Source organism: Allomuricauda sp. F6463D (assembly GCF_023015965.1).
In the GTDB taxonomy this organism is placed as follows: Bacteria; Bacteroidota; Bacteroidia; order Flavobacteriales; family Flavobacteriaceae; genus Flagellimonas.
In genome coordinates this window covers 65,138-85,116 of sequence record NZ_JALKAN010000002.1, presented here as the reverse complement: position 1 = coordinate 85,116, position 19,979 = coordinate 65,138, and the positions used below count along the sequence as shown (strand labels likewise).

Here is a 19,979-nt window from a genome sequence, read left to right as displayed (position 1 = left end):
GATGCCGTTGAAGGTTTAACCGTCATTCCGTACTTGATACTGAACCTAATTGGATTTGGTGGAATAGGGGATGGGATGCTGAATTAAATTCAGCATGACGCTTGTTCACATATAGTTATCATTTTTAATAGCGTGAAGCATCTGAATCATTCGTTAACCCTTAATTGTTTCAAGTTCTCAACAGAAAGCCCGAAGCATTATTTAGCCATAATCTTCCGCAATGCCGATACCAATGCGTTATTAGCGTCTGCATTGCCTATGGTTATCCTCACTTTTCCTGGAGCTCCAAACTGTGAAACAGGTCGTACCATAATGCCTTCTTCTATCATTTTATCCGTAAACGCTATTTCGGGTAACGGTGGGTCAATGATAAAGAAGTTGCCTTGGCTCGGCCAATATGTAATGCCCAAATCATCAAAAGCACTGGCAATATATTTTCTGCCTTCTAGCACAGTTTTTACCGTTTTTTGAACAAATTCATTGTCATTTAATGCACCAATGGCGGCTTCGATGGAAGTCAATGGGAGTAAAAAAGGTTTATGGATCAAACGCACATAATTAGCAATGGTGGGCGTAGTGTACCCATACCCGATACGTTGCCCTGCGAGACCATAGGTTTTGGAAAAACTGTTGAGACCGATAACGTTGTGGCCCTCCAAAACATATGGCAATGCGGTAACATAATCGTCAGCATCCGCAAAGTGGCGGTAAACTTCATCGAACACTACCACAATGTTTTTGGGAACACGGGCCATAAAGTCGTCCATTACAGATTTTGGAATATACGTCCCCGTAGGATTGTTGGGACTGGTCAAGAAAATAATTTTGGTTTTCTCGTTGATGGCCTTTAAAATACCTTCAACATCCAAATCGTAGTTGGGGTGCAACAGTGGAACATCTACTTGTTTGGCACCGTACCATCTTGAGAAAACAGAATAGGGCAGAAAGCAAGGGTTGGAAAAAATAACCTCATCTCCTTCATTGATAAAAGCCCGAAGCAGCATGTCGATAACCTCCGAACCACTGTTCCCGCACAAAAATTGGTCAGCACTCAACTGGCCATCAAAATCTTGGGCCAAGGTCATACGTAAACGAATATCGGTCTGGTCCGGGTAAACATCAATCTTGTCCAAAATAGCTTTCATCGCAGCAATGGCTTTGGGCGATGCACCCAATGGATTTTCATTGGAAGATAGCTTATAAATCTTTTTATTTGAGGGAGGCGTGTTTTTTCCGCCTTTATACACCTCTTTCGGTTCTAAATGTGGTTTGAATATGGATTTGATATCTTTTTTCATCGTTTTTCTGATCTTTCAATCAATAAGAACATAATGTTCCTAACAATTGAAGTGTAAAACCAAATAGTAAAAATATGAGACCGGCTTTTTGCCTTTTTGTATTCAATAATGCCCCACTTGCTAGAGGTATTCCGTGTGAAAAGAATAGAATAATAACTCCAATGATATCTAGAATAAGACCTAGACTAGACAAAAAGTAAGATGACTTCAAAAACTCTTCCATTGTTAGTTGAACTTTATAAATTTTCTGCATACAATAAATAAGCCATTGCCTTTACAGTATCACCATCTTCCAACAGCTGCTTGGCCAAGCAGTGCAGTTCGGTTTTAGAGGCATTTTTTACGCCTTCGTTGGCTATAACCGTCTTAATCTCCTTTGTTGAAAGCACACTTTCCATATTCCCTAAGCGCCCTAAGTTATTTCCAGTGAGGATATCGCTCTCACGTATGCCCTTGGGCAATGCATCCACACCAATCCCATGTGTACGGATGGGCTTGGGAATCTCGAACAAGGATTCTTTTATAGCGCGGATATACCAGTTGCCTCCCATACGACCCACCAAATCCAATTTTTCGGTGTCCAGCACGCCATCGGTAAAGTAATCATCGTTCACATGAATCATATCCACTTGTGCAATAATCAAGTTTCCCGCACCAGGGGTCTGGGCTATCTCTACTACTTCCAAAACGGTACATTCAAACGAAACTGGAGCTTCGCCCACTCGAGGTGGTTTTACTTTTACACTGGGCACTTCGGAAAAACCAGCTTTTACAAATTCGTTGACCCCCTTATCATAAGCAGTACTAGCAAGTGACATCTGCTCCGCCATTTTATGATTTACGACATTGATGACAACCTCGGGCACTTCCACCACATTTTGGTGGGTATGTTTTAAGGAATTGTCCCTACCGCTTCTCGTTGGGGAAAACACCATTACAGGTGGATTGGAGCTAAACACATTAAAAAAACTGTACGGGCTTAGGTTTACCTTGCCTTCGGCATCTACCGTACTGGCAAAGCAAATCGGTCTTGGGGCCACTGCGGTTGATAAAATACTGTACAGTTCAGGTTGAGGTATTGTGGTTGGATCTATGGTTTTGATCATATTTTATTTTCTAACATTTTCCCAAAAGTAGGAATCCATTTAATTGTATAGTTCAGGAGATTGAGCTTATTGGAAATCACATTTCACTGATCAAGTAACTTCGAGTAAGCTTAGCTTCCAAAATTATTTGGCAGGTAAGACTTTAGTGGTTACTTCACCAAATCCAACTCTAATATCGCCATTTTTAGTATAACCTCTAAGGGTTACTTTGTCGCCATCTTCAATAAATTTTCGTTCGTTTCCATTTTTGAGTTTGATGGGTTTTGTACCTCCCCAGGACAGTTCCAGCATAGAACCAAAACTATCTTCTTCCTTACCCGAAATGGTTCCGGAGGCCATCATATCTCCAATATTTATGTTACACCCATTTACGGTATGATGCGCCAATTGTTGACACATGTTCCAGTACATATATTTAAAGTTGCTATGGCTAACGATGGTTTCTTGTCCTTGTTCAGGGGTAATGCCCACCTCGAGATGGATATCATAGTTCTTTGCGCCTTCGAATTGCAAATATGGCAATACTTCGGGTTCTTGTGTGGGACTTTCTATTTTGAAGGGTTCCAAGGCCTCCAAAGTTACTACCCAGGGCGAAATGGACGATGCAAAATTCTTTGCCAAGAACGGACCAAGTGGCACATATTCCCATTTTTGGATGTCCCTGGCCGACCAATCGTTGAACAGCACCAGCCCGAAAATATAATCCTCGGCATCCTTCGTGGAAACGGATTCACCCAAGTTGGTGTCTTTACCACATATAAAACCCATTTCCAGTTCAAAATCCAAGCGTTTTGTTGGGCCAAAAACCGGAGTATCAGCACCATTGGGCATGGTTTGACCTTTAGGTCGATAAATGGGTTGTCCACTCACAATAATGGAGCTTGCCCTGCCATGGTATCCCACTGGAATGTGTTTCCAATTGGGTAAAAGGGCATTTTCGGGGTCCCGGAACATTTTGCCTACGTTAGTGGCATGTTCCAGACTCGAATAAAAATCCGTGTAATCGCCAATGGTAACGGGCATGTGCATTTGGGCCTCGGATTGTTTCACAAAGAGTTCTGGCTTTCCTGCCAAAACGGAGTCATCATCTTTTAACCAATACTGTATCTTTTTTCGGACGCGTGTGGTGATTTCTTTTCCGAGGGATATAAAATCGTTCAAGGTGTCTTTTTCTAACAGTGCTGTGTTAAAATCGAATACGTCCAATTCGGCCACTGCAGCCATATCCAAAATATGGTCTCCGATGGCGACGCCAATACGTGGACTTCTCTCTTTAGTGGAAAAAATCCCAAAAGGGATATTGTGAATCGAAAAATCTGAGTTTTCGGGTATATCTATGATCATGCAAAATACTTTTTGTCTGCTCGAAATGACATTCAGTTAATTCAAAACTACTCCAACCACGATGTATAATACTTCCCATCATCAATTTTGATGGCATTTTCCGTGACCTGTAAGGGTTTGAAAGTATCGATCATTACTGCCAACTCTTCCGTGCCTTTTTTGCCAATACTCGCCTCGTAAGTACCAGGGTGCGGTCCATGAGGGATACCTGCTGGGTGCAAGGAAATATAACCGGGTCCAATACCGGTTCTGCTCATAAAATCACCATCCACGTAGTACAGTACTTCATCCGAATCTATATTGGAATGGTTGTACGGTGCAGGAATGGATTTGGGGTGATAATCATACAGCCTTGGGCAGAACGAACAAACCACAAAAGCACCCGTTTCAAAAGTTTGATGCACTGGTGGTGGTTGATGTACACGTCCCGTAATCGGTTCAAAATTATGAATGGAAAATCCGTAAGGAAAATTGTAACCGTCCCAACCTATCACATCAAAAGGGTGTGAAGCATACACTAGTTGGTGCAACATGCCTTGTTTTTTGATTTGCATCAAAAACTCGCCTTTTTCATCAAAGGTTTGAAGGTCTTGTGGTAATTTATAGTCGCGCTCACAAAAAGGGGAATGTTCCAAAAGTTGTCCAAACCAGTTCCGATACCGTTTTGGGGTATAGATTGGATGAAAGGACTCGGCATACAAAATACGGTTGTCCTCGGTGTCAAATTCAATCTGATAGATCATCCCACGTGGAATGATGAGGTAGTCGCCGTATTCAAAAGGTATGTTTCCCAAAAAAGTTTTTAGCGTACCCGACCCTTTATGGATAAAGAGCATTTCATCTGCATCGGCATTCTTGTAAAAATAATCGGTGATGGATTTTTTGGGGGCGGCCAAACCAACATGTACGTCGTTGTTTACCAAGAGTGGTTCGCGAGCTTCCAAGAAATCATCTTTGGGGGCTACGTCGAAACCGATGAACTTTCGGCTGGTAATGTTCTTTTCCACTGCAATTTTTGGGCTTACATCCAATGCTTCGCCAATTTCTTTTACTTGCGTGGGCCTGTGAACATGGTAGGATAGCGAGGACATTCCATCAAATCCGATAGTGCCAAAAAGCTGCTCGTAGTACAAGCTGCCATCTGGTTTTTTGAACTGGGTATGCCGTTTTTGCTGAATCTTCCCAAGTTTATGGTATATAGGCATCTTTTCTAAGTTTTGAGTTAGGAGTTCAGAGTTTAGAGTTCAGAAGATTCATAACACAACACTCATTACTCTTAACTATGATTAATGTAATGTACCCCGAAGCTCTTGCTCGCGCTCTATGGCTTCGAACAGTGCTTTAAAGTTACCTTTTCCAAATGACTGAGCTCCTTTTCTTTGGATAATTTCGAAGAACATAGTAGGTCTGGGCTCTACGGGCTTGGTAAAGATTTGAAGCAAGTACCCTTCATCGTCACGGTCCACCAAGATACCCAATTCTTTTAATGGGGCAATATCCTCATCAATTTCACCAACACGATCGGTAACGGCGTCATAATAGGTGTCGGGGACTTGCAAGAACTCCACGCCACGACTTCTTAGATCACGTACGGTTTTTATAATATCATCGGTGGCCACGGCAATGTGCTGGACCCCTTCGTCTTCATAAAAATCGAGATATTCCTCTACTTGCGATTTTTTCTTGCCTTCGGCAGGTTCGTTGATAGGAAATTTGATACGACCGTTTCCATTGCTCATTACTTTGCTCATTAAAGCGGTATAGTCGGTAGAGATATCGTTGTCATCAAACGAAAGAATGTTTTTAAAACCAAGTACGTCCTCATAAAATTTGACCCAATGGTTCATTTTGTTCCACCCAACATTACCAACCATGTGATCTACAAATTTTAAACCGGTTGGTGCTGGATTATAGTCTGGTGTCTCCCATTTTTTGAAGCCTGGCAGAAATGTTCCATTGTAATCTTTTCGCTCTACAAAAATATGAACAGTCTCACCGTAAGTGTAAATTCCAGCACGGACCACTTTTCCATCTTTGTCCTCTTCCACTTGTGGTTCCATGTAAGATTTGGCACCTCTTTCCATAGCGTTGTTATACGCTTGGGTAGCATCATCCACCCAAAGGGCCACAACTTTTACCCCATCACCGTGTTTGTCGATATGCTTTCCGATCACTGTTCCACTTTTAAGGGGAGAGGTCAGTACCAATCGGATTTTGTCTTGTATCACAACGTAGCTTTCACGGTCTTGGAGCCCGGTTTGTAGACCAGCCTGTGCATAGGATTGAAAACCAAAGGCGGTTTTGTAGAAGTGTGCGGCTTGTTTGGAATTACCAACGTATAACTCTACGTAGTCTGTTCCATTAATAGGCATAAAATCTGCGGAAGTTTCCTGTGCTTTTGAAATTGTTGATGTCTCCATGGTAGTATATTTTTTTATTGTTCAGTCTTTATTGTTGCATCAACAACAAAAATAATGATTTTGAAACATCAAAGTGGTTTTGTTGACAGAAATTTGAGTTAAAATTTATCGCGATATTTTGATGTCGTCATAGTCAACAAAATCGGAATCCCTATTTTTGTGGCTATTCCTAGAAGAATGCTCAATCGTATAGATGAAATACAGGGAATGGGGTTCCATTTGGATTTGGTACTCCGTAAGATCCAAAAAGCATATTTGCGCACCTTTGATGAACTTGGGGTGGATACTACTATTGAGCAATGGGTGATTTTGCATCAAATCCACCAACTAGGGGAGGGGGCAAGTCAGCGAGATATTGTAAATGAAAACTTTCGTAACCGTGCCACAACTTCCAGGGTGATTGGAGGATTGGAACGCAAAGGGTGGATTTCCAAAACTCGTTTTGAAGGGGACCAAAAGCGTTTTAAGTTGGAATTGTCACCCAAGGGTCAGGAAATTTTGAATTTGACCCTTCCCCGAGCGCTTCAATTGCGAAAATTAGCTTTAAAAGATATTGGGGCTTCCGAGTTTGAAACCTTTTTAAGGGTTTTGGACAAAATAGGCGAGAACTACGAAGAAGATCACCCCCAGTAATCAAACCCCAACATGGTTATCGTTGCCAGCCCGATAAGTAGAATCAAGATTAAACTGATTTTCCTGAACTTGTCCTGTGGGATATAATTTAATATTCGTTTGCCCAAATAAGTGCCCACCAATCCAATGGCAAACAAAAAAGGAAGATAGGTCAGTTCTTGTTTTCCAATATACCCGTTTCCGTAATAGACAAAGGTTCGCGAAAAATCAATCATAAAGTCGATAAATGCCGAGGTGGCAATAAAGGCATTTTTTTCCAAGTTGAAGGCTGCCATGGTAAGCCCACGAATAGCACCTCCGGTACCCAAAAGTCCTGCAGAGAAACCAGACAATGCCCCTCCGATTATGGAGTTTTTTTTATTGGGAAGTACGATAATCTCAGTTTTGATGAGGAACAAAAGACTGAAGACAACCAAAAATGCACCCAACACTATTTCCAATGCACCGCTATCTACAACCTTGGACAAAAACCCGCCTACAATTACAAAAAGCACGGATGGAACCCCGATGTACAATAGCAGCTTTTTGTCCAATCCTTTTTTGAATAGAAAGATTTTACTCAAGTTACTGGACAGATGAAAAATGGCCGTCATGCCCAAAACGGAGTAAAAATCAAAATAAAAATTGCCCAGCGGCACAAAAAACACCGAAGAGCCAAAGCCGCCAATGGTGCCGATTATCTCAGCGACCAAGGCCAATAATAGAAAAATGTAGTTTAATTTCACAACGCCATCCTAAGTAATAGGAAAGTTAGTGTTTTCATGCCGTTTATAAACTGATTTATTCCCAATGGTCATAAAAATTTTTTAGCACCCAGAAGGCTTTTTTCTTTTTGCCGTCTTCGGATATCAATCCCTTTCTATTGTAATCATCCTGGATATTGGGCAGAGGTCTTCTTGGGGACCTATAATCTACCAAGATCCAAGGCGACATTCCGCTCAATTGATCTATTTTTTGCAACATTGCCAAAGTTTCTACGTACAGATATTCTTGGTACTCCTCTGTCCATCGGGTGGTTTTATCTTTGTGGAACCCTTGTTTGGCGCCCGCTCCAAACTCGGAAATGACCACGGGTTTGTTTTGGCTAATCTTCCATTGTGTGGTTTTGCATATTTCGGGGGTGCCGATATACCAACCTATATACTGGTTAAAGGAAAGTATGTCCACTAACTCGGCCAATGGATCATCAATATGTTTGATATCAGGATTATGTATATCACTGCTCTGTTCCAGTGCCGCACTTATCAATCGTGTAGGGTCCATTTTTCTGGCTGTTTTGATGAGGTTGCCCAAAAAGGTGGTTCGTATTTCACTTACTGGGGTTTCGTTGGCCATGGACCAGATGATTACAGCCGCACGGTTTTTATCCCTTACAATCATTTCTTGTAGCTGGTTTTCAGCATTTGTGTAGGTTTCTTTATTGCTCCATTGAATGGTCCAGTAAACAGGATTTTCCTCCCAGACCAAAATTCCCATTTCGTCAGCTAACCTAACAATGTGCTCATTGTGGGGGTAGTGGGATAGGCGTACGTAGTTCCCGCCCATTTCCTTGATATAACCCAGAACTTTCTCAGCATCTGCTCTGGAATTGGCCCTTCCTTTGGCAATTGAGGTAATGCTATGAAAAGGAATGAAAAAGGCACCGGTTGGGTGTCTTTTTTAATTTTTGAAGTTTTTGTTTTTTAGGGTGTGGATGTTATTCCCCACTAAGGCGTTTTAGTTTATCCATAACCTCGTATACGGCAAAACTCCTAGCAAAACGAGCCATTTCCCTATTATCAACTTTAATGATGACCACTGGTAATGTAAATACCATAGATTGTCCGGCAAGCTCCGTTTCTTCCTCAACATCCACCACACGGATGCTCACATTTGGAAAGTTTTCCTCTACGGCTTCCAGTAATTTTGGTTTTAGCACCTTGCAGACCCCGCAGGTTTTACCGGTAAAAAATTGAAGTTCTGTCATAAGAGTTTATATCAATTTTTAATGTTACTGATTTATTTGGTGACGGCATTGTGCACTTTGTTTTTTGATGCCATTGCCATCAAACCCAAAATTGGACCCAAAGCCAAAATCATATAAACCATATTGGAACTCGTCCAGATTCGCATTTCATTGAGTAACTGAATGCTGATGATGGTGATGGCAAAACCTATGCTGTTTACTATGGTCAATGCCGTGCCCTTTATTTCGGGGGATGCATTTTGTGCCACCAAGGTAGAAAACAGGGGGGAGTCCGCGATAACCACCAGGCCACAAAAAATGAGAAATGCCACAAAAACCACTTCGGAATCCTGTATAAAAAGCAAAGGAGAAATCAAGCAGCAAATACAGGAAAACAACAAAGCCATAAACGCTACACTTTTAGTTTCCAATACTTCTGCTACATAGCCGCCCAGCACACATGCCAAACCACCGATGGCAATAATTATAAAGGACAATAACGGAATGTTGAAGCTTACATTTGGATGAACCAGCATATAAGTTTGTAATATAATGGGAACAAATGCCCAGAATGTATATAATTCCCACATGTGACCAAAATAGCCGAAGGCTGCGGAGCGGAAAGTTTTATTTTGAAACACTTTTAAAAATGCCAATAAATGTATTTTTTGACCTGGTTTTCGGAATGGGCCATCGGGTACTAAACTTACCATTAGAGCGCCACCCAAAACGGCTAAGAATGAGGTGGCCATTAGCACCGCTTTCCACGACAATGCATGGGTCATCTCTTTTAATAAATGTGGAAATGCTGTTCCGACCACCAATGCGCCCACCAAATATCCTAGGGATTTACCAAGACCTTTTTCGTAATAATCAGCAGCAATCTTCATCCCTACGGGATAGATGCCCGCGAGAAAAAAGCCTGTAAAAAATCGAAAGGAAAGAATGCTCGCCAAGCCATTACCTTCCCAAATCATCCCTAAATTGAACAATGCACCCAAAACAGCACACCAAAAAAACACTTTGGATGGGGAGAAGAGGTCGGAAATCGATAAAATGGCAAATACTAAGGTGCCGACTATAAACCCAAATTGAACCGCTGAGGTCAAATGTCCCACTGCGCTTTCACTTAACCCAAAAGTGCTAACCAAGTCGCCCATGACCCCATTGCCCGCAAACCAAAGCGATGTGCAGCAAAACTGTGACAACACAATGATTGGGAGTATGATTTTGGAGGGTTTCATTTCGTTAAAATCAGAAAGCAAGTCTTGTGAAAGGTGTTTGTCCACAACGGTGATGTAGACTTACAAACCCAAAAGGATAAATTTCAATTTGATACTCTTTTCCATATTTGAGGAGAAAAAGATATGCCTAATGCGCCTCCAACCAATTATCACCAATCCCAACTTCCACATCTAACGGTACCGAAAGTTCGTAGGCATGTTCCATTTCATTTTTAATGAGTTCCTTCATCTCTTCCAGTTCGGGTTTATAGCAATCAAATACCAATTCATCATGTACCTGCAATAACATCTTGGTCTTGTACTTTCCTTCGGAAAGCTTTTTGTGGATGTTGATCATCGCAATTTTAATGATATCCGCCGCACTCCCCTGAATGGGAGCGTTCACCGCATTTCGTTCTGCTGCCCCGCGTACTACTTGGTTGCCCGCGTTGATATCCTTTAAATAGCGACGCCGTCCCAATACCGTTTGCACATAGCCGTTATCACGGGCAAAATCTACCTGCTCGCTCATGTAATTGCGTAGTTTCGGGTAGGTTTTGTAATACGTATCAATCAGTTCTTTGGCCTCGCCACGGCTCAAATCCGTTTGGTTGCTCAGTCCAAAGGCGGAAACTCCGTAAATAATCCCAAAGTTTACCGTTTTGGCATTGCTACGCTGTTCTCGGGTCACTTCCTCGATTGGTACGTTAAATACCTTGGATGCCGTGGAAGCATGAATATCCTCACCATTTTTAAAGGCTGAAATCATAGTGTCTTCTTCGCTCAATGCCGCAATAATACGGAGTTCTATCTGAGAATAATCCGCTGCCAATAAAACATAGTTTTCATCCCGTGGGATAAAGGCTTTTCGGACTTGTCGCCCTCGTTCTGTTCGGATGGGGATGTTCTGAAGGTTTGGGTTATTGCTGCTCAATCGGCCCGTTGCGGCAACGGTTTGCATATAGTCGGTATGCACGCGGCCTGTTTTTTCCTGTACTTCGTTGGGCAACGCATCTACATAAGTGCTTTTTAGTTTCGCCAATCCACGGTAATCCAGTACGCTCCGAATAATATCGTGGTCTTTTGCTAAATAGGAGAGCACATCTTCCGAAGTGGAAAATTGACCCGTTTTGGTCTTTTTGGGTTTGTCAACCAGCTTCAATTTGCCAAAAAGGATTTCACCCAACTGTTTTGGGGAGGCAATATTGAATTCCTCACCCGCCTCTTTATATATTTTTTGCTCTAATTCTTTTATATCGATGTCCAATTGTTCTGAAAGGCCATTCAAATAATCTTTGTCTAGATTGATGCCCTCCAACTCCATATCGGCCAATACGCGAACCAATGGAATCTCAATTTCATCAAACAATTTATCGGTTTGGGCCTCTTTGAGCTCCGGTGTAAATTTTAACCCTAACTGAAAGGTGATATCGGCATCTTCCACCGCATATTCCGTTTGTTTTTCCAAAGGAACATCGCGCATACTGAGTTGATTCTTGCCCTTTTTGCCGATAAGTTCCGTAATGGAAACGGGTGTGTAGTTGAGGTAGGTTTCTGCTAGTACGTCCATATTGTGGCGCATATCAGGGTTGATGAGGTAGTGGGCCAACATGGTGTCAAACAACTTGCCTTTCACCTCCACTCCGTAGTTTTTCATCACCTTGATGTCGTACTTTAAGTTTTGCCCCACCTTTTCAATGGTTTCCGATTCAAAAAACGGACGCAATTTTTCAATCAAAGGTTTGGCGTCGTTCTCGTTATCTGGAAAGGGCACGTAAAAGCCCTTGCCGGGCGACCAACTAAAGGCGATGCCCACCAGTTCCGCTTCCAAAGGATTGAGGGAGGTGGTCTCGGTATCAAAACAAACCGAAGGTTGTTTCATCAATAGTTCCAAAAAGAGTTCCATGCCTCGTCCACTCTCTACGGTTTGATAAAAATGGGATACATCGGCAATGGTTTTTCGGCTGTTTACATCTTTGATGGTGGCAGCAGCGTCCGAAGGGTCTGCCCCAAATAGGGTAAACTGACCGCTTCCCGCCACTTTGGCCTCTGCTTTGGCTGTTTTGGTACTGGTCACTTGGGTGGTGGTTTCCGCCTCGCCCGAAAATATTTTGATGAATTGGTCCTTGAGTCTTCGGAATTCCAGTTCTTCAAAAATCTCCTGCACTTTTTCTGCATCGGGCGGACACATTTCATAATCCTCCGCTTGGAATTGCACATCACAATCAATTTTGATTTCCGCCAACTTCCGCGATAAACGGCCCAACTCTGCATTCTCCTCTACTTTTTCCTTCATTTTGCCTTTGAGCTGATCGGTATTGCTCAACAAACCTTCCATGGAGTCGAATTGCTCTAAAAACTTTTTCGCAGTTTTATCTCCCACACCGGGCAATCCTGGGATATTATCACTTGCATCGCCCATCATTCCCAAATAATCGATTACTTGTTCCGGACGTTTTACGCCAAAGCGTTTCTGTATTTCGGGAATACCCCATATTTCGATACCGTTGCCCATTCTGGCAGGGCGGTACATAAAAATGTTCTCGCTCACCAATTGTCCAAAATCCTTATCGGGCGTAACCATGAATACCTTGTAGTTTTCCTTTTCAGCTTGTTTTGCCAAAGTGCCTATCAGGTCATCGGCCTCATAGCCTGCCAATTCCACTACGGGAATTTTCATGGCTTGCAAAATTTGCTGAATATATGGTACGGCAATACGGATGGCATCAGGGGTTTCATCCCGGTTGGCTTTGTATGCTTCGAACATTTCGGTACGTTCCACACTGCCACCTTTGTCAAAAGCAACGGCCAAATGATCGGGGTTTTCACGTTTGATCACATCAAAAAGGGAGTTTACAAATCCCATAATTGCTGAGGTATCCATTCCCTTGGAGTTGATTCGTGGGTTTTTGATCAAGGCGTAATAACCACGAAATATAAGTGCGTAGGCATCGAGTAAAAAAAGACGTTTTTGTTCGGACATGTATTTTTTAATTGTCAGTTAGCAATGTTCAATAAACAATAATAAAAGGCAGGTTTAAAAGTACGAATTGCTGTTTAAAAAGATATAAGATGTGAGATATTAGATTTTAGAGCTATTGTTATCAGTTGCAAGAAACTGGAGCTAAGAGACGAGACATATAGTTTTTTACAAAAAAAAGTCTTGCTTCTTGAATCTGAGAGCGAAACGGTTTTGGTTCTAATATCTATTCGTAGAAACTTATAACTTCTCGGTTCTCGTGACCATTATCGGAATACTCCCGATAGGTAAAACCGGGATGTACACAGTAGCCGCCTGTTTCCCCATTTTTGTTGATGGCCAAAAACCCGATTTGGAAATCCTTTCTGCCCTCGTTTTTCTTCATGATGCGCTTTACCCCCTCTTCGCAGGCTTCTTGTGGGCTTTTGCCTTGTCGCATGAGTTCCACGATCAAAAAACTGCCCACGGTACGGATCACCTCTTCGCCAACTCCGGTGGCCGTTGCTCCGCCCACTTCATTGTCAACAAAAAGTCCGGCTCCGATTATAGGCGAATCCCCAACGCGACCCGCTATTTTGTAGGCCATGCCACTAGTTGTACAGGCACCGGCAATATCACCATTTTCATCAATGGCCAACATGCCTATGGTATCATGGTTTTCTATGTTTATGGTGGTCTCGTATTTGGAGGTTTTCAGCCATTCTTCATATTGTTTTCGGGTACTTTCTGTATACAAATCCACTTTTTTGAACCCTTGTTCATAAGCGAATTTTTCAGCCCCTTTGCCCGCCAAAATAATATGTGGGGTTTCTTCCATTACCTTTCTGGCCACCGAAACGGGGTGTACAATGTTTTCCATGCAAACTACGGAACCACAATTACCGTCCTTGTTCATGATACAGGCATCCAAAGTGACCCTGCCATCACGGTCGGGGCGACCGCCCTTGCCTACGGTTTCGTTGGTTTCGTCAGCTTCTTCGACCATTACCCCTAGCTCGACGGCATCCAAGGCATTTCCGCCCGATCGTAAGACATCCCATGCCTTTTCCGAAGCATTGAAAAAGTTCCAAGTGCAGACTACGATTGGTTTTACGGGATTTGGAGTTGGAATTATTGCCGCAGGGGCTGTTTCGGACTTTGGTTCCGTTTTACAGGCGGCCAAAGTGGAAGCGGAAACCAGCCCGGCAGCGGACAAACTAGAATTTTTAAGGAATTTGCGTCGTTCCATGGGTTGGTATGTTTAATTTTAAGTATTATAAATATACAATATGCTGGTAGAAGTTTGCGCCAACTCTTTAGAGTCGGCCTTAAATGCTCAAAAGGCTGGAGCTGATAGGATTGAACTTTGCTCGGAACTTGGAGTGGGCGGCATCACCCCATCTGCGGGACTTATTGAGTTAGTTAAAAAAGAGTTAGATATTCCAATACATGTGCTGATTCGACCTAGAAGCGGTCATTTTACCTATTCCGATATGGAGTTTGAAGTGATGAAAGCAGATGTTCTGGTTTGTAAAGCACTTGGTGTGGATGGCATTGTTTCGGGTGTGTTGATGGACGATTTTTCCATTGATATTGAAAGAACCAAAATATTAGTGGAACTGGCCCATTCGATGCATTTTACATTTCACCGTGCCTTTGATTGGGTTGCTCATCCGTTGGAATCCATCAATAAGCTTGAAGATATGGGGGTGCAAACCATTTTATCCTCAGGTGGAGAACCATCAGCGGAACTGGGAATACAGCATTTGGAACTTTGGCAGCAAAATAGTTCCATGACCATTATGGCAGGAGGTGGTATTTCGCCGAGCAATGCATCAAAATTTAAAACAATCGGCCTAAAGGCCATTCATTGTTCTGGAACTTCCTTTGGAAATTCAATCGAGTTGAACGGGAAAATTAGTATGAATTCCACAAAACATTTAGTGGAAGGCGAAGTCGCAGTTTCTGGTTTAAATATCCTTGAAACTATTGTTGCGGCCGTTAAATAAAATTAAAAAGTACTGCTGAATAGGATATTAGCTCTAATTTTGTAAAAAAATTGTATGTCCCGATTTATTGTCTTCGCCATCCTTTATGTGGTGTTGGCCATTTATGGTTTTCAAGCATTCAAAACCTTGTTTAAAAGTCCGTTGCTTCATTGGACCTATATTGTAGTGTTTTTGGCTGCCTTGATATTTTTGACCATAAAAGTAATGACCTACGATCCAAGCGACGGATTCAAAGGTACTGCTGCCATTGCTGGAACCATTTTTGCCGCATTCTTTTTGTTGGCCTTGGTCTTGGGCTTCTTTCTTTTATTGGAGGATATAGTACGTTTATTGGGTTTTGGATACAATAAGATTGTCGGGGTGTCGGATGTTGAGGCAGGTTATTTTCCCTCGCGCAGAAGGTTTGTCAGCGCTATAGCCCTTGGGTTGGCAGCTTTGCCTTTTGGTGCTTTGTTGTATGGAATGTACCGTGGTAAATATAATTATCAGGTGTTGAAGTACGAGTTAGAGTTTGATGACCTTCCAGATGCTTTTCATAACTATCAAATTACCCAGATCTCTGATGTGCACAGTGGTAGTTTTGATGATTATAAAAAGGTGGAATACGGGGTAGGTTTGATCAATGAGCAAAAAAGTGATGCCATCTTCTTTACCGGTGACATTGTAAACAACCGTTCGAAAGAACTGGAACCTTGGAAAGAGGTGTTCTCCCATTTGGATGCCAAAGACGGTGTGTTCTCCATTTTGGGAAACCACGATTATGGAGATTATGCGGTTTGGGATACCGAAGAAGAAAAGGCACAGAACCTGGAGGATCTAAAAACCATGCAAAAAGAAATGGGCTTTGATCTTTTACTGAACTCCAATCGTTTTTTGGAAAGGGATGGTGAAAAAATTGCCTTGCTTGGTGTGGAAAATTGGGGTCGCGGAGGATTTAAAAAAGCAGGTGATCTACAAAAAGCCAAGGAAGGTGTTTCCAAGGAAGATTTTAAAATATTATTGAGTCACGATCCATCCCATTGGGAAGATGTGGTGCTCCAAGACGATTACCACTTTCATTTGACCTTGAGCGGGCACACCCACGGCATGCAGTTTGGAGTGGAGATTCCCGGTTGGGTAAAATGGAGTCCTGTAAAATGGCGCTACAAATATTGGGCGGGCATATACAAGGAACTTGGGCAATTCATTAATGTGAACCGTGGCTTTGGATTTATAGGCTATCCTGGTCGTTTTGGTATTTGGCCGGAGATTTCAGTGATTACTTTGAAAAAGAAAGGCCAGGTCTAAATTGGGTTTCAAGTTTGTGCAATGTGTTGACATGCTGTAAAAACATTCACATTTTTTATTACTTTTGACTGTAAACCTGAGAATACATGTCCAAATTCGGAGAACTTATAGATTTACAAGTCCCTGTGCTATTAGATTTTTATGCAGAATGGAACGAGCAGTCCACCTCTATGCACCCAGTATTGAGTGATGTCGCTGCTGCTCTTGGTGATAAGGGCAAAGTGATCAAAATTGATGTGGACAAGAACAAAGAACTTTCACAAGCACTTCGTATTAAAGGGTTACCTACTTTAATGATCTACAAAAAAGGTGAGATGGTGTGGCGCCAGAGTGGGGAGCAAGATGCAAATACGCTTATTGGAATTTTAAACGAATATATTTAGTTTAAAAAGCGAGGCGTCAGCCTCGCTTTTTGCATTTATTCTTTTGGAACCGCAGTGTCCGATACACTTTCTATAGTGTCCAATGGAATGGAATCTTCCATGTCGGGGTCCATCGGCAAAGGCTCATCCAATACATCTTCTTCTTCATCGACAAACTGTGAGAACATATCTATGTACTCATTGAAAATGATTGTTTCGGACTCAGCCAATTCTTTGTCGCTATTTTCTATAAGGATGTCAATGTTTCTACGATACGCCTGCATGTCGGATAGGATGTCATCTATTTTTTCATATTGCTCATCCAAAGGGATGTTGGCATAATACTCCAAATGTTCTTGATACACCTTTTTGAGTTTACCGAACAATTCACGGGCTTTTTCGGTTTCACCTACTTTGTAATAGCCATCAACGAACGGTTCCACAAAAGCATAGAAATAATAATGTTCCACGGGCATATTTTCCATGGCAATATTGATTACATCCTTCGCTTTATCTATTTTATTTTCTGCTATAAGTGTTTCTGTTAAACGGGCCAAATTACTTCGGAACGAAAGCCCTTGTGAGCGCGTTTGTGGATCGTGGTAAATATCATCACTGCCTGAGTTGCCCCAATCCCAATCTTTAACAATGTCGTACATCAAATCAGTATCGATACGGCCCATTTCAAAAGAGTTTCTGTTTGGAGTTTTAATAGGCACTAATTTGTATACGAGACCATCCAGTTGTAGATAATCTTTCATCCAAATATATTCTGCGTTGTCAAAACTTCCTCCAGAAAAGTATATTGGGCGTTTCCAGTCATTGTTGGCGATTATATCCAGCATAAGGATCCTGTTTTTAGGAAGTGCATTTTGTGGTAAATCTATATCAATATAATCCACAATAAGAGCGGAATCCTTTTCTTTTACCAATCCACTTTCCAATACATTTTTCTTATTAACAGGAATCCTGATTTTGTTGGTAGGGTAGTACACAATATCCAAGGTGCTCTCTGAATAATTGCTCAAATCGGCTCCTTGATTGGTTAAAATATGCCTGAATTTGGTTTGAGGCCTATCACTGCCAATCCAATTCATAAAATCTTTAATATCCCAACGATTTTCTGTAATACCTTGATAGTATACGGCATCCCTTGTCCCATAACTGTACTTGTCGTGTGTTAATTGTGAAGGTATCGGGTCACTTTCGTACGCTTTGCGTTTCATTTGATCTATATACCAATCTGTAGCAAAAAGACTGGTGTTGACTACGCGGACATCGGTTCTATAATTTTCGATTTCCTGTGCATACCAAATCGGGAAGGTATCGTTGTCCCCAATGGTAAATAATATCGCTCCTGCATCTTCTTGACACGAATCCAGATAGGATTTTGCTGTGGCTGGGGCGGTGTATCGACCAGATCGGTCATGGTCGTCCCAATTTTGAAAGGCCATTAACAAGGGTACAGCCAAAAGACACAGGGTTGTAATGGCAGGCGCTGCTATTTTTGCAGAGATCAGCTTTTTAAATTCTTCAAAGAGGCCATAGACCCCAAGGCCGATCCAAATGCAAAAAATATAAAAGGAGCCTACCAAAGAATAATCCCGTTCTCTGGGTTGGAAGATGTAGGGGTTGGTATAAAACTGTATGGCCAGCCCTGTAAATAAAAAGAAGACGAGCAGAACCCAGAATTGTTTTGGGTTTTTGGAAATCTGGAACACAATGCCTAGAACTCCCAGTAATAATGGTAGGAAGAAATAGGTGTTTCGTCCTTTGTTGTTTTCCCAGTCGCTGGGTAGATTTTCTTGGCTTCCCAGACGTATGCTGTCTATAAAGTTGATACCGCTCAGCCAATTTCCGTTATCATCGTATCTGCCTTGTAGATCATTTTGCTTACCAACAAAATTCCACATGAAGTAGCGCATGAACATATAGCTGAATTGGAAATCGAATAGATATTGAAGGTTTTGTCCCACGGTTGGGGGTTCTACTTCGATGTACTCTCCGAACTCACGTAAAAATCGAATATATTGTTCGGTGTCCAGCTCTCCTTGGGAATGTGCCGTTTTAAATTGATTGACAGCTTCTCTAAGCTCATTATTGGAGATAAATTCCGATTTAATTCGGAAATCCAAGGCTCCAAAGTAACGCATATAATTTTCTGCATGCTGATCGCTCCACATTCTGGGCAAAATGCCAACATGGTTTTCATTGGGTCCCGGGATAGCACCTTCGTAATGATTAACAATTACATATTTACCCAATTCCAAGTCTTTTTCATACTTGGGACTATCGTCCCTATCTTCACCTGATTGGGCAAAAGTATCCGAATAATAGGCGCCATAAACAGGACTGTCCACACCAGGGTATTGTTCCCTATTGTAGTAGGCCAACAATGCCCGGGCATCGGCGGGGTTATTTTCGTTAACTACTGTTTTGGCATTTGCTCTAATAGGGAGCATCAACCAAGATGAAAACCCTAGAATAAGGAACATTAGGCAGAGAACAATAATATTGGCGCTATAGTAATTGTGCTTGCGGGTGTAACTCAATCCAAAATAAAATACAATAACAAATAGAAGCCCCATGATAATGGAACCTGAATTAAAAGGAAGCCCAATTTCGTTGATAAAGAACACTTCGCTCCAACCAAACAATTTTAATACATAGGTCAAAGAAAATTTGTATACCAAAATGAGGGCCGTGACTACGGCAATATTTGCCAATAAGAAGTTTTTTACGGTTGTGGTTTTATACTTTTTAAAGTAATAGAGCAAACCTATAGATGGAATGGCCAAAAAGCCCATAAATTGTATACCGAAGGTAAGACCTATCACAAAACAGATTAGCATTAGCCAGCGGTGACCCCTTGGGTCGTCCAAATTGTCTGTCCATTTTAATCCTAACCAAAGTAGCAATGCCATAATGAAGCTTGCCATGGCATATACTTCGGTTTCAACGGCATTGAACCAAAAACTATCCGAGAAAGTAAAAGCGAGTGCTCCAACAAGACCACTGCCAAGAATGGCGATAGCTTTGCTATTGTTTATGTCACTTTTTGTGGATATCAATTTGCCCACCAAATTGGTGATGGTCCAAAAAGTGAAAAGTACAGCGAAAGCACTGGAAACTATTGAAACGGCATTTACCATAAGGGCAATTTTGGTCTCGTCGCCAAAAGCGAACATGGCAAAGAATGCACCTATCATCTGCAATAAGGGCGCTCCAGGAGGGTGTCCGACCTGTAATTTTGCAGAAGTTGATATATATTCACCTGCATCCCAAAAACTCCCTGTGGGTTCAACGGTTAGAGCATATACTATAAAGGCGATGGAGAAGGAAATCCATCCAAAGATGGTGTCCCATTTTTTAAAGTCTTTTGAAAACATAGAG

16 protein-coding genes are annotated in these 19,979 nt (G+C 41.9%); 4 read left to right on the top strand and 12 right to left on the bottom strand.

Annotated features, from left to right (window positions below; genetic code table 11):
* Positions 1-197: 197 nt before the first annotated feature.
* The 5 genes from MWU56_RS08915 to hppD form a co-directional block, all read right to left on the bottom strand.
* The gene (locus MWU56_RS08915) at positions 198-1,298 is read right to left on the bottom strand and encodes a pyridoxal phosphate-dependent aminotransferase (RefSeq protein ID WP_247043829.1); all 1,101 of its coding nucleotides are present in this window, start codon (positions 1,296-1,298) and stop codon (positions 198-200) included.
* A 236-nt stretch (positions 1,299-1,534) separates the two neighbouring features.
* Positions 1,535-2,404 carry a flavin reductase family protein gene (locus MWU56_RS08910; RefSeq protein WP_247043828.1) on the bottom strand — a complete coding sequence of 290 codons (870 nt, stop codon included), beginning with the start codon at positions 2,402-2,404 and terminating at the stop codon, positions 1,535-1,537.
* 123 nt (positions 2,405-2,527) lie between these two features.
* Positions 2,528-3,748 (bottom strand): fumarylacetoacetase, encoded by a 1,221-nt coding sequence (fahA, locus tag MWU56_RS08905; RefSeq protein WP_247043827.1) that lies wholly within the window; start codon positions 3,746-3,748, stop codon positions 2,528-2,530.
* Positions 3,749-3,795: 47 nt separating this feature from the next.
* On the bottom strand, positions 3,796-4,953 hold the full coding sequence (locus tag MWU56_RS08900; protein ID WP_247043826.1) for a homogentisate 1,2-dioxygenase: 1,158 nt from the start codon (positions 4,951-4,953) through the stop codon (positions 3,796-3,798).
* An 81-nt stretch (positions 4,954-5,034) separates the two neighbouring features.
* Entirely contained in the window at positions 5,035-6,168 is a 1,134-nt protein-coding gene (gene hppD / locus MWU56_RS08895) for a 4-hydroxyphenylpyruvate dioxygenase (RefSeq protein ID WP_247043825.1), read from the bottom strand.
* 177 nt (positions 6,169-6,345) lie between these two features.
* Between hppD and MWU56_RS08890 the strand changes: the two genes are divergently transcribed.
* Positions 6,346-6,801, top strand: coding sequence for a MarR family winged helix-turn-helix transcriptional regulator (locus MWU56_RS08890; protein WP_247043824.1), 456 nt, complete (start codon positions 6,346-6,348; stop codon positions 6,799-6,801).
* Here the strand turns inward: MWU56_RS08890 and MWU56_RS08885 are convergent.
* From MWU56_RS08885 to MWU56_RS08860, 6 genes are all read right to left on the bottom strand, one after another.
* Positions 6,789-7,526, bottom strand: coding sequence for a sulfite exporter TauE/SafE family protein (locus tag MWU56_RS08885; RefSeq protein ID WP_247043823.1), 738 nt, complete (start codon positions 7,524-7,526; stop codon positions 6,789-6,791). The two genes, MWU56_RS08890 and MWU56_RS08885, sit on opposite strands and share 13 nt — an antisense overlap.
* Positions 7,527-7,581: 55 nt before the next feature.
* Entirely contained in the window at positions 7,582-8,409 is an 828-nt protein-coding gene (locus tag MWU56_RS08880) for a glycoside hydrolase family 2 TIM barrel-domain containing protein (RefSeq protein ID WP_317236550.1), read from the bottom strand.
* An 88-nt stretch (positions 8,410-8,497) separates the two neighbouring features.
* On the bottom strand, positions 8,498-8,767 hold the full coding sequence (locus MWU56_RS08875; RefSeq protein ID WP_247043820.1) for a thioredoxin family protein: 270 nt from the start codon (positions 8,765-8,767) through the stop codon (positions 8,498-8,500).
* Between the two features lie 32 nt (positions 8,768-8,799).
* Entirely contained in the window at positions 8,800-9,990 is a 1,191-nt protein-coding gene (locus tag MWU56_RS08870) for an MFS transporter (protein ID WP_247045221.1), read from the bottom strand.
* 127 nt (positions 9,991-10,117) lie between these two features.
* The gene (gene polA / locus MWU56_RS08865) at positions 10,118-12,952 is read right to left on the bottom strand and encodes a DNA polymerase I (RefSeq protein WP_247043818.1); all 2,835 of its coding nucleotides are present in this window, start codon (positions 12,950-12,952) and stop codon (positions 10,118-10,120) included.
* A 223-nt stretch (positions 12,953-13,175) separates the two neighbouring features.
* Positions 13,176-14,177: an isoaspartyl peptidase/L-asparaginase family protein gene (locus MWU56_RS08860; RefSeq protein ID WP_247043816.1), complete on the bottom strand. Its 1,002-nt coding sequence runs from the start codon at positions 14,175-14,177 to the stop codon at positions 13,176-13,178.
* Between the two features lie 40 nt (positions 14,178-14,217).
* Here MWU56_RS08860 and MWU56_RS08855 point away from each other — a divergent pair, with 40 nt between their 5' ends.
* From MWU56_RS08855 to MWU56_RS08845, 3 genes are all read left to right on the top strand, one after another.
* Positions 14,218-14,937, top strand: coding sequence for a copper homeostasis protein CutC (locus tag MWU56_RS08855; RefSeq protein WP_247043814.1), 720 nt, complete (start codon positions 14,218-14,220; stop codon positions 14,935-14,937).
* A 54-nt stretch (positions 14,938-14,991) separates the two neighbouring features.
* On the top strand, positions 14,992-16,224 hold the full coding sequence (locus tag MWU56_RS08850) for a metallophosphoesterase (protein WP_247043812.1): 1,233 nt from the start codon (positions 14,992-14,994) through the stop codon (positions 16,222-16,224).
* Positions 16,225-16,310: 86 nt separating this feature from the next.
* Positions 16,311-16,607, top strand: a complete 297-nt coding sequence (locus MWU56_RS08845; RefSeq protein ID WP_224835494.1) for a thioredoxin family protein — start codon at positions 16,311-16,313, stop codon at positions 16,605-16,607.
* A gap of 35 nt (positions 16,608-16,642) precedes the next feature.
* On the opposite strand, the gene MWU56_RS08840 is transcribed toward MWU56_RS08845, so the two are convergent.
* Positions 16,643-19,975: a DUF2723 domain-containing protein gene (locus MWU56_RS08840; RefSeq protein ID WP_247043810.1), complete on the bottom strand. Its 3,333-nt coding sequence runs from the start codon at positions 19,973-19,975 to the stop codon at positions 16,643-16,645.
* Positions 19,976-19,979 lie beyond the last annotated feature (4 nt).

Coding starts and splice junctions, on each gene's coding strand:
- MWU56_RS08900 (WP_247043826.1), bottom strand. CDS start 4,953: ATGCCTATATACCATAAACTTGGGAAGATTCAGCAAAAACGGCATACC.
- MWU56_RS08840 (WP_247043810.1), bottom strand. CDS start 19,975: ATGTTTTCAAAAGACTTTAAAAAATGGGACACCATCTTTGGATGGATT.
- MWU56_RS08910 (WP_247043828.1), bottom strand. CDS start 2,404: ATGATCAAAACCATAGATCCAACCACAATACCTCAACCTGAACTGTAC.
- MWU56_RS08875 (WP_247043820.1), bottom strand. CDS start 8,767: ATGACAGAACTTCAATTTTTTACCGGTAAAACCTGCGGGGTCTGCAAG.
- MWU56_RS08845 (WP_224835494.1), top strand. CDS start 16,311: ATGTCCAAATTCGGAGAACTTATAGATTTACAAGTCCCTGTGCTATTA.
- fahA (WP_247043827.1), bottom strand. CDS start 3,748: ATGATCATAGATATACCCGAAAACTCAGATTTTTCGATTCACAATATC.
- polA (WP_247043818.1), bottom strand. CDS start 12,952: ATGTCCGAACAAAAACGTCTTTTTTTACTCGATGCCTACGCACTTATA.
- MWU56_RS08860 (WP_247043816.1), bottom strand. CDS start 14,177: ATGGAACGACGCAAATTCCTTAAAAATTCTAGTTTGTCCGCTGCCGGG.
- MWU56_RS08870 (WP_247045221.1), bottom strand. CDS start 9,990: ATGAAACCCTCCAAAATCATACTCCCAATCATTGTGTTGTCACAGTTT.
- MWU56_RS08855 (WP_247043814.1), top strand. CDS start 14,218: ATGCTGGTAGAAGTTTGCGCCAACTCTTTAGAGTCGGCCTTAAATGCT.
- hppD (WP_247043825.1), bottom strand. CDS start 6,168: ATGGAGACATCAACAATTTCAAAAGCACAGGAAACTTCCGCAGATTTT.
- MWU56_RS08890 (WP_247043824.1), top strand. CDS start 6,346: ATGCTCAATCGTATAGATGAAATACAGGGAATGGGGTTCCATTTGGAT.
- MWU56_RS08915 (WP_247043829.1), bottom strand. CDS start 1,298: ATGAAAAAAGATATCAAATCCATATTCAAACCACATTTAGAACCGAAA.
- MWU56_RS08850 (WP_247043812.1), top strand. CDS start 14,992: ATGTCCCGATTTATTGTCTTCGCCATCCTTTATGTGGTGTTGGCCATT.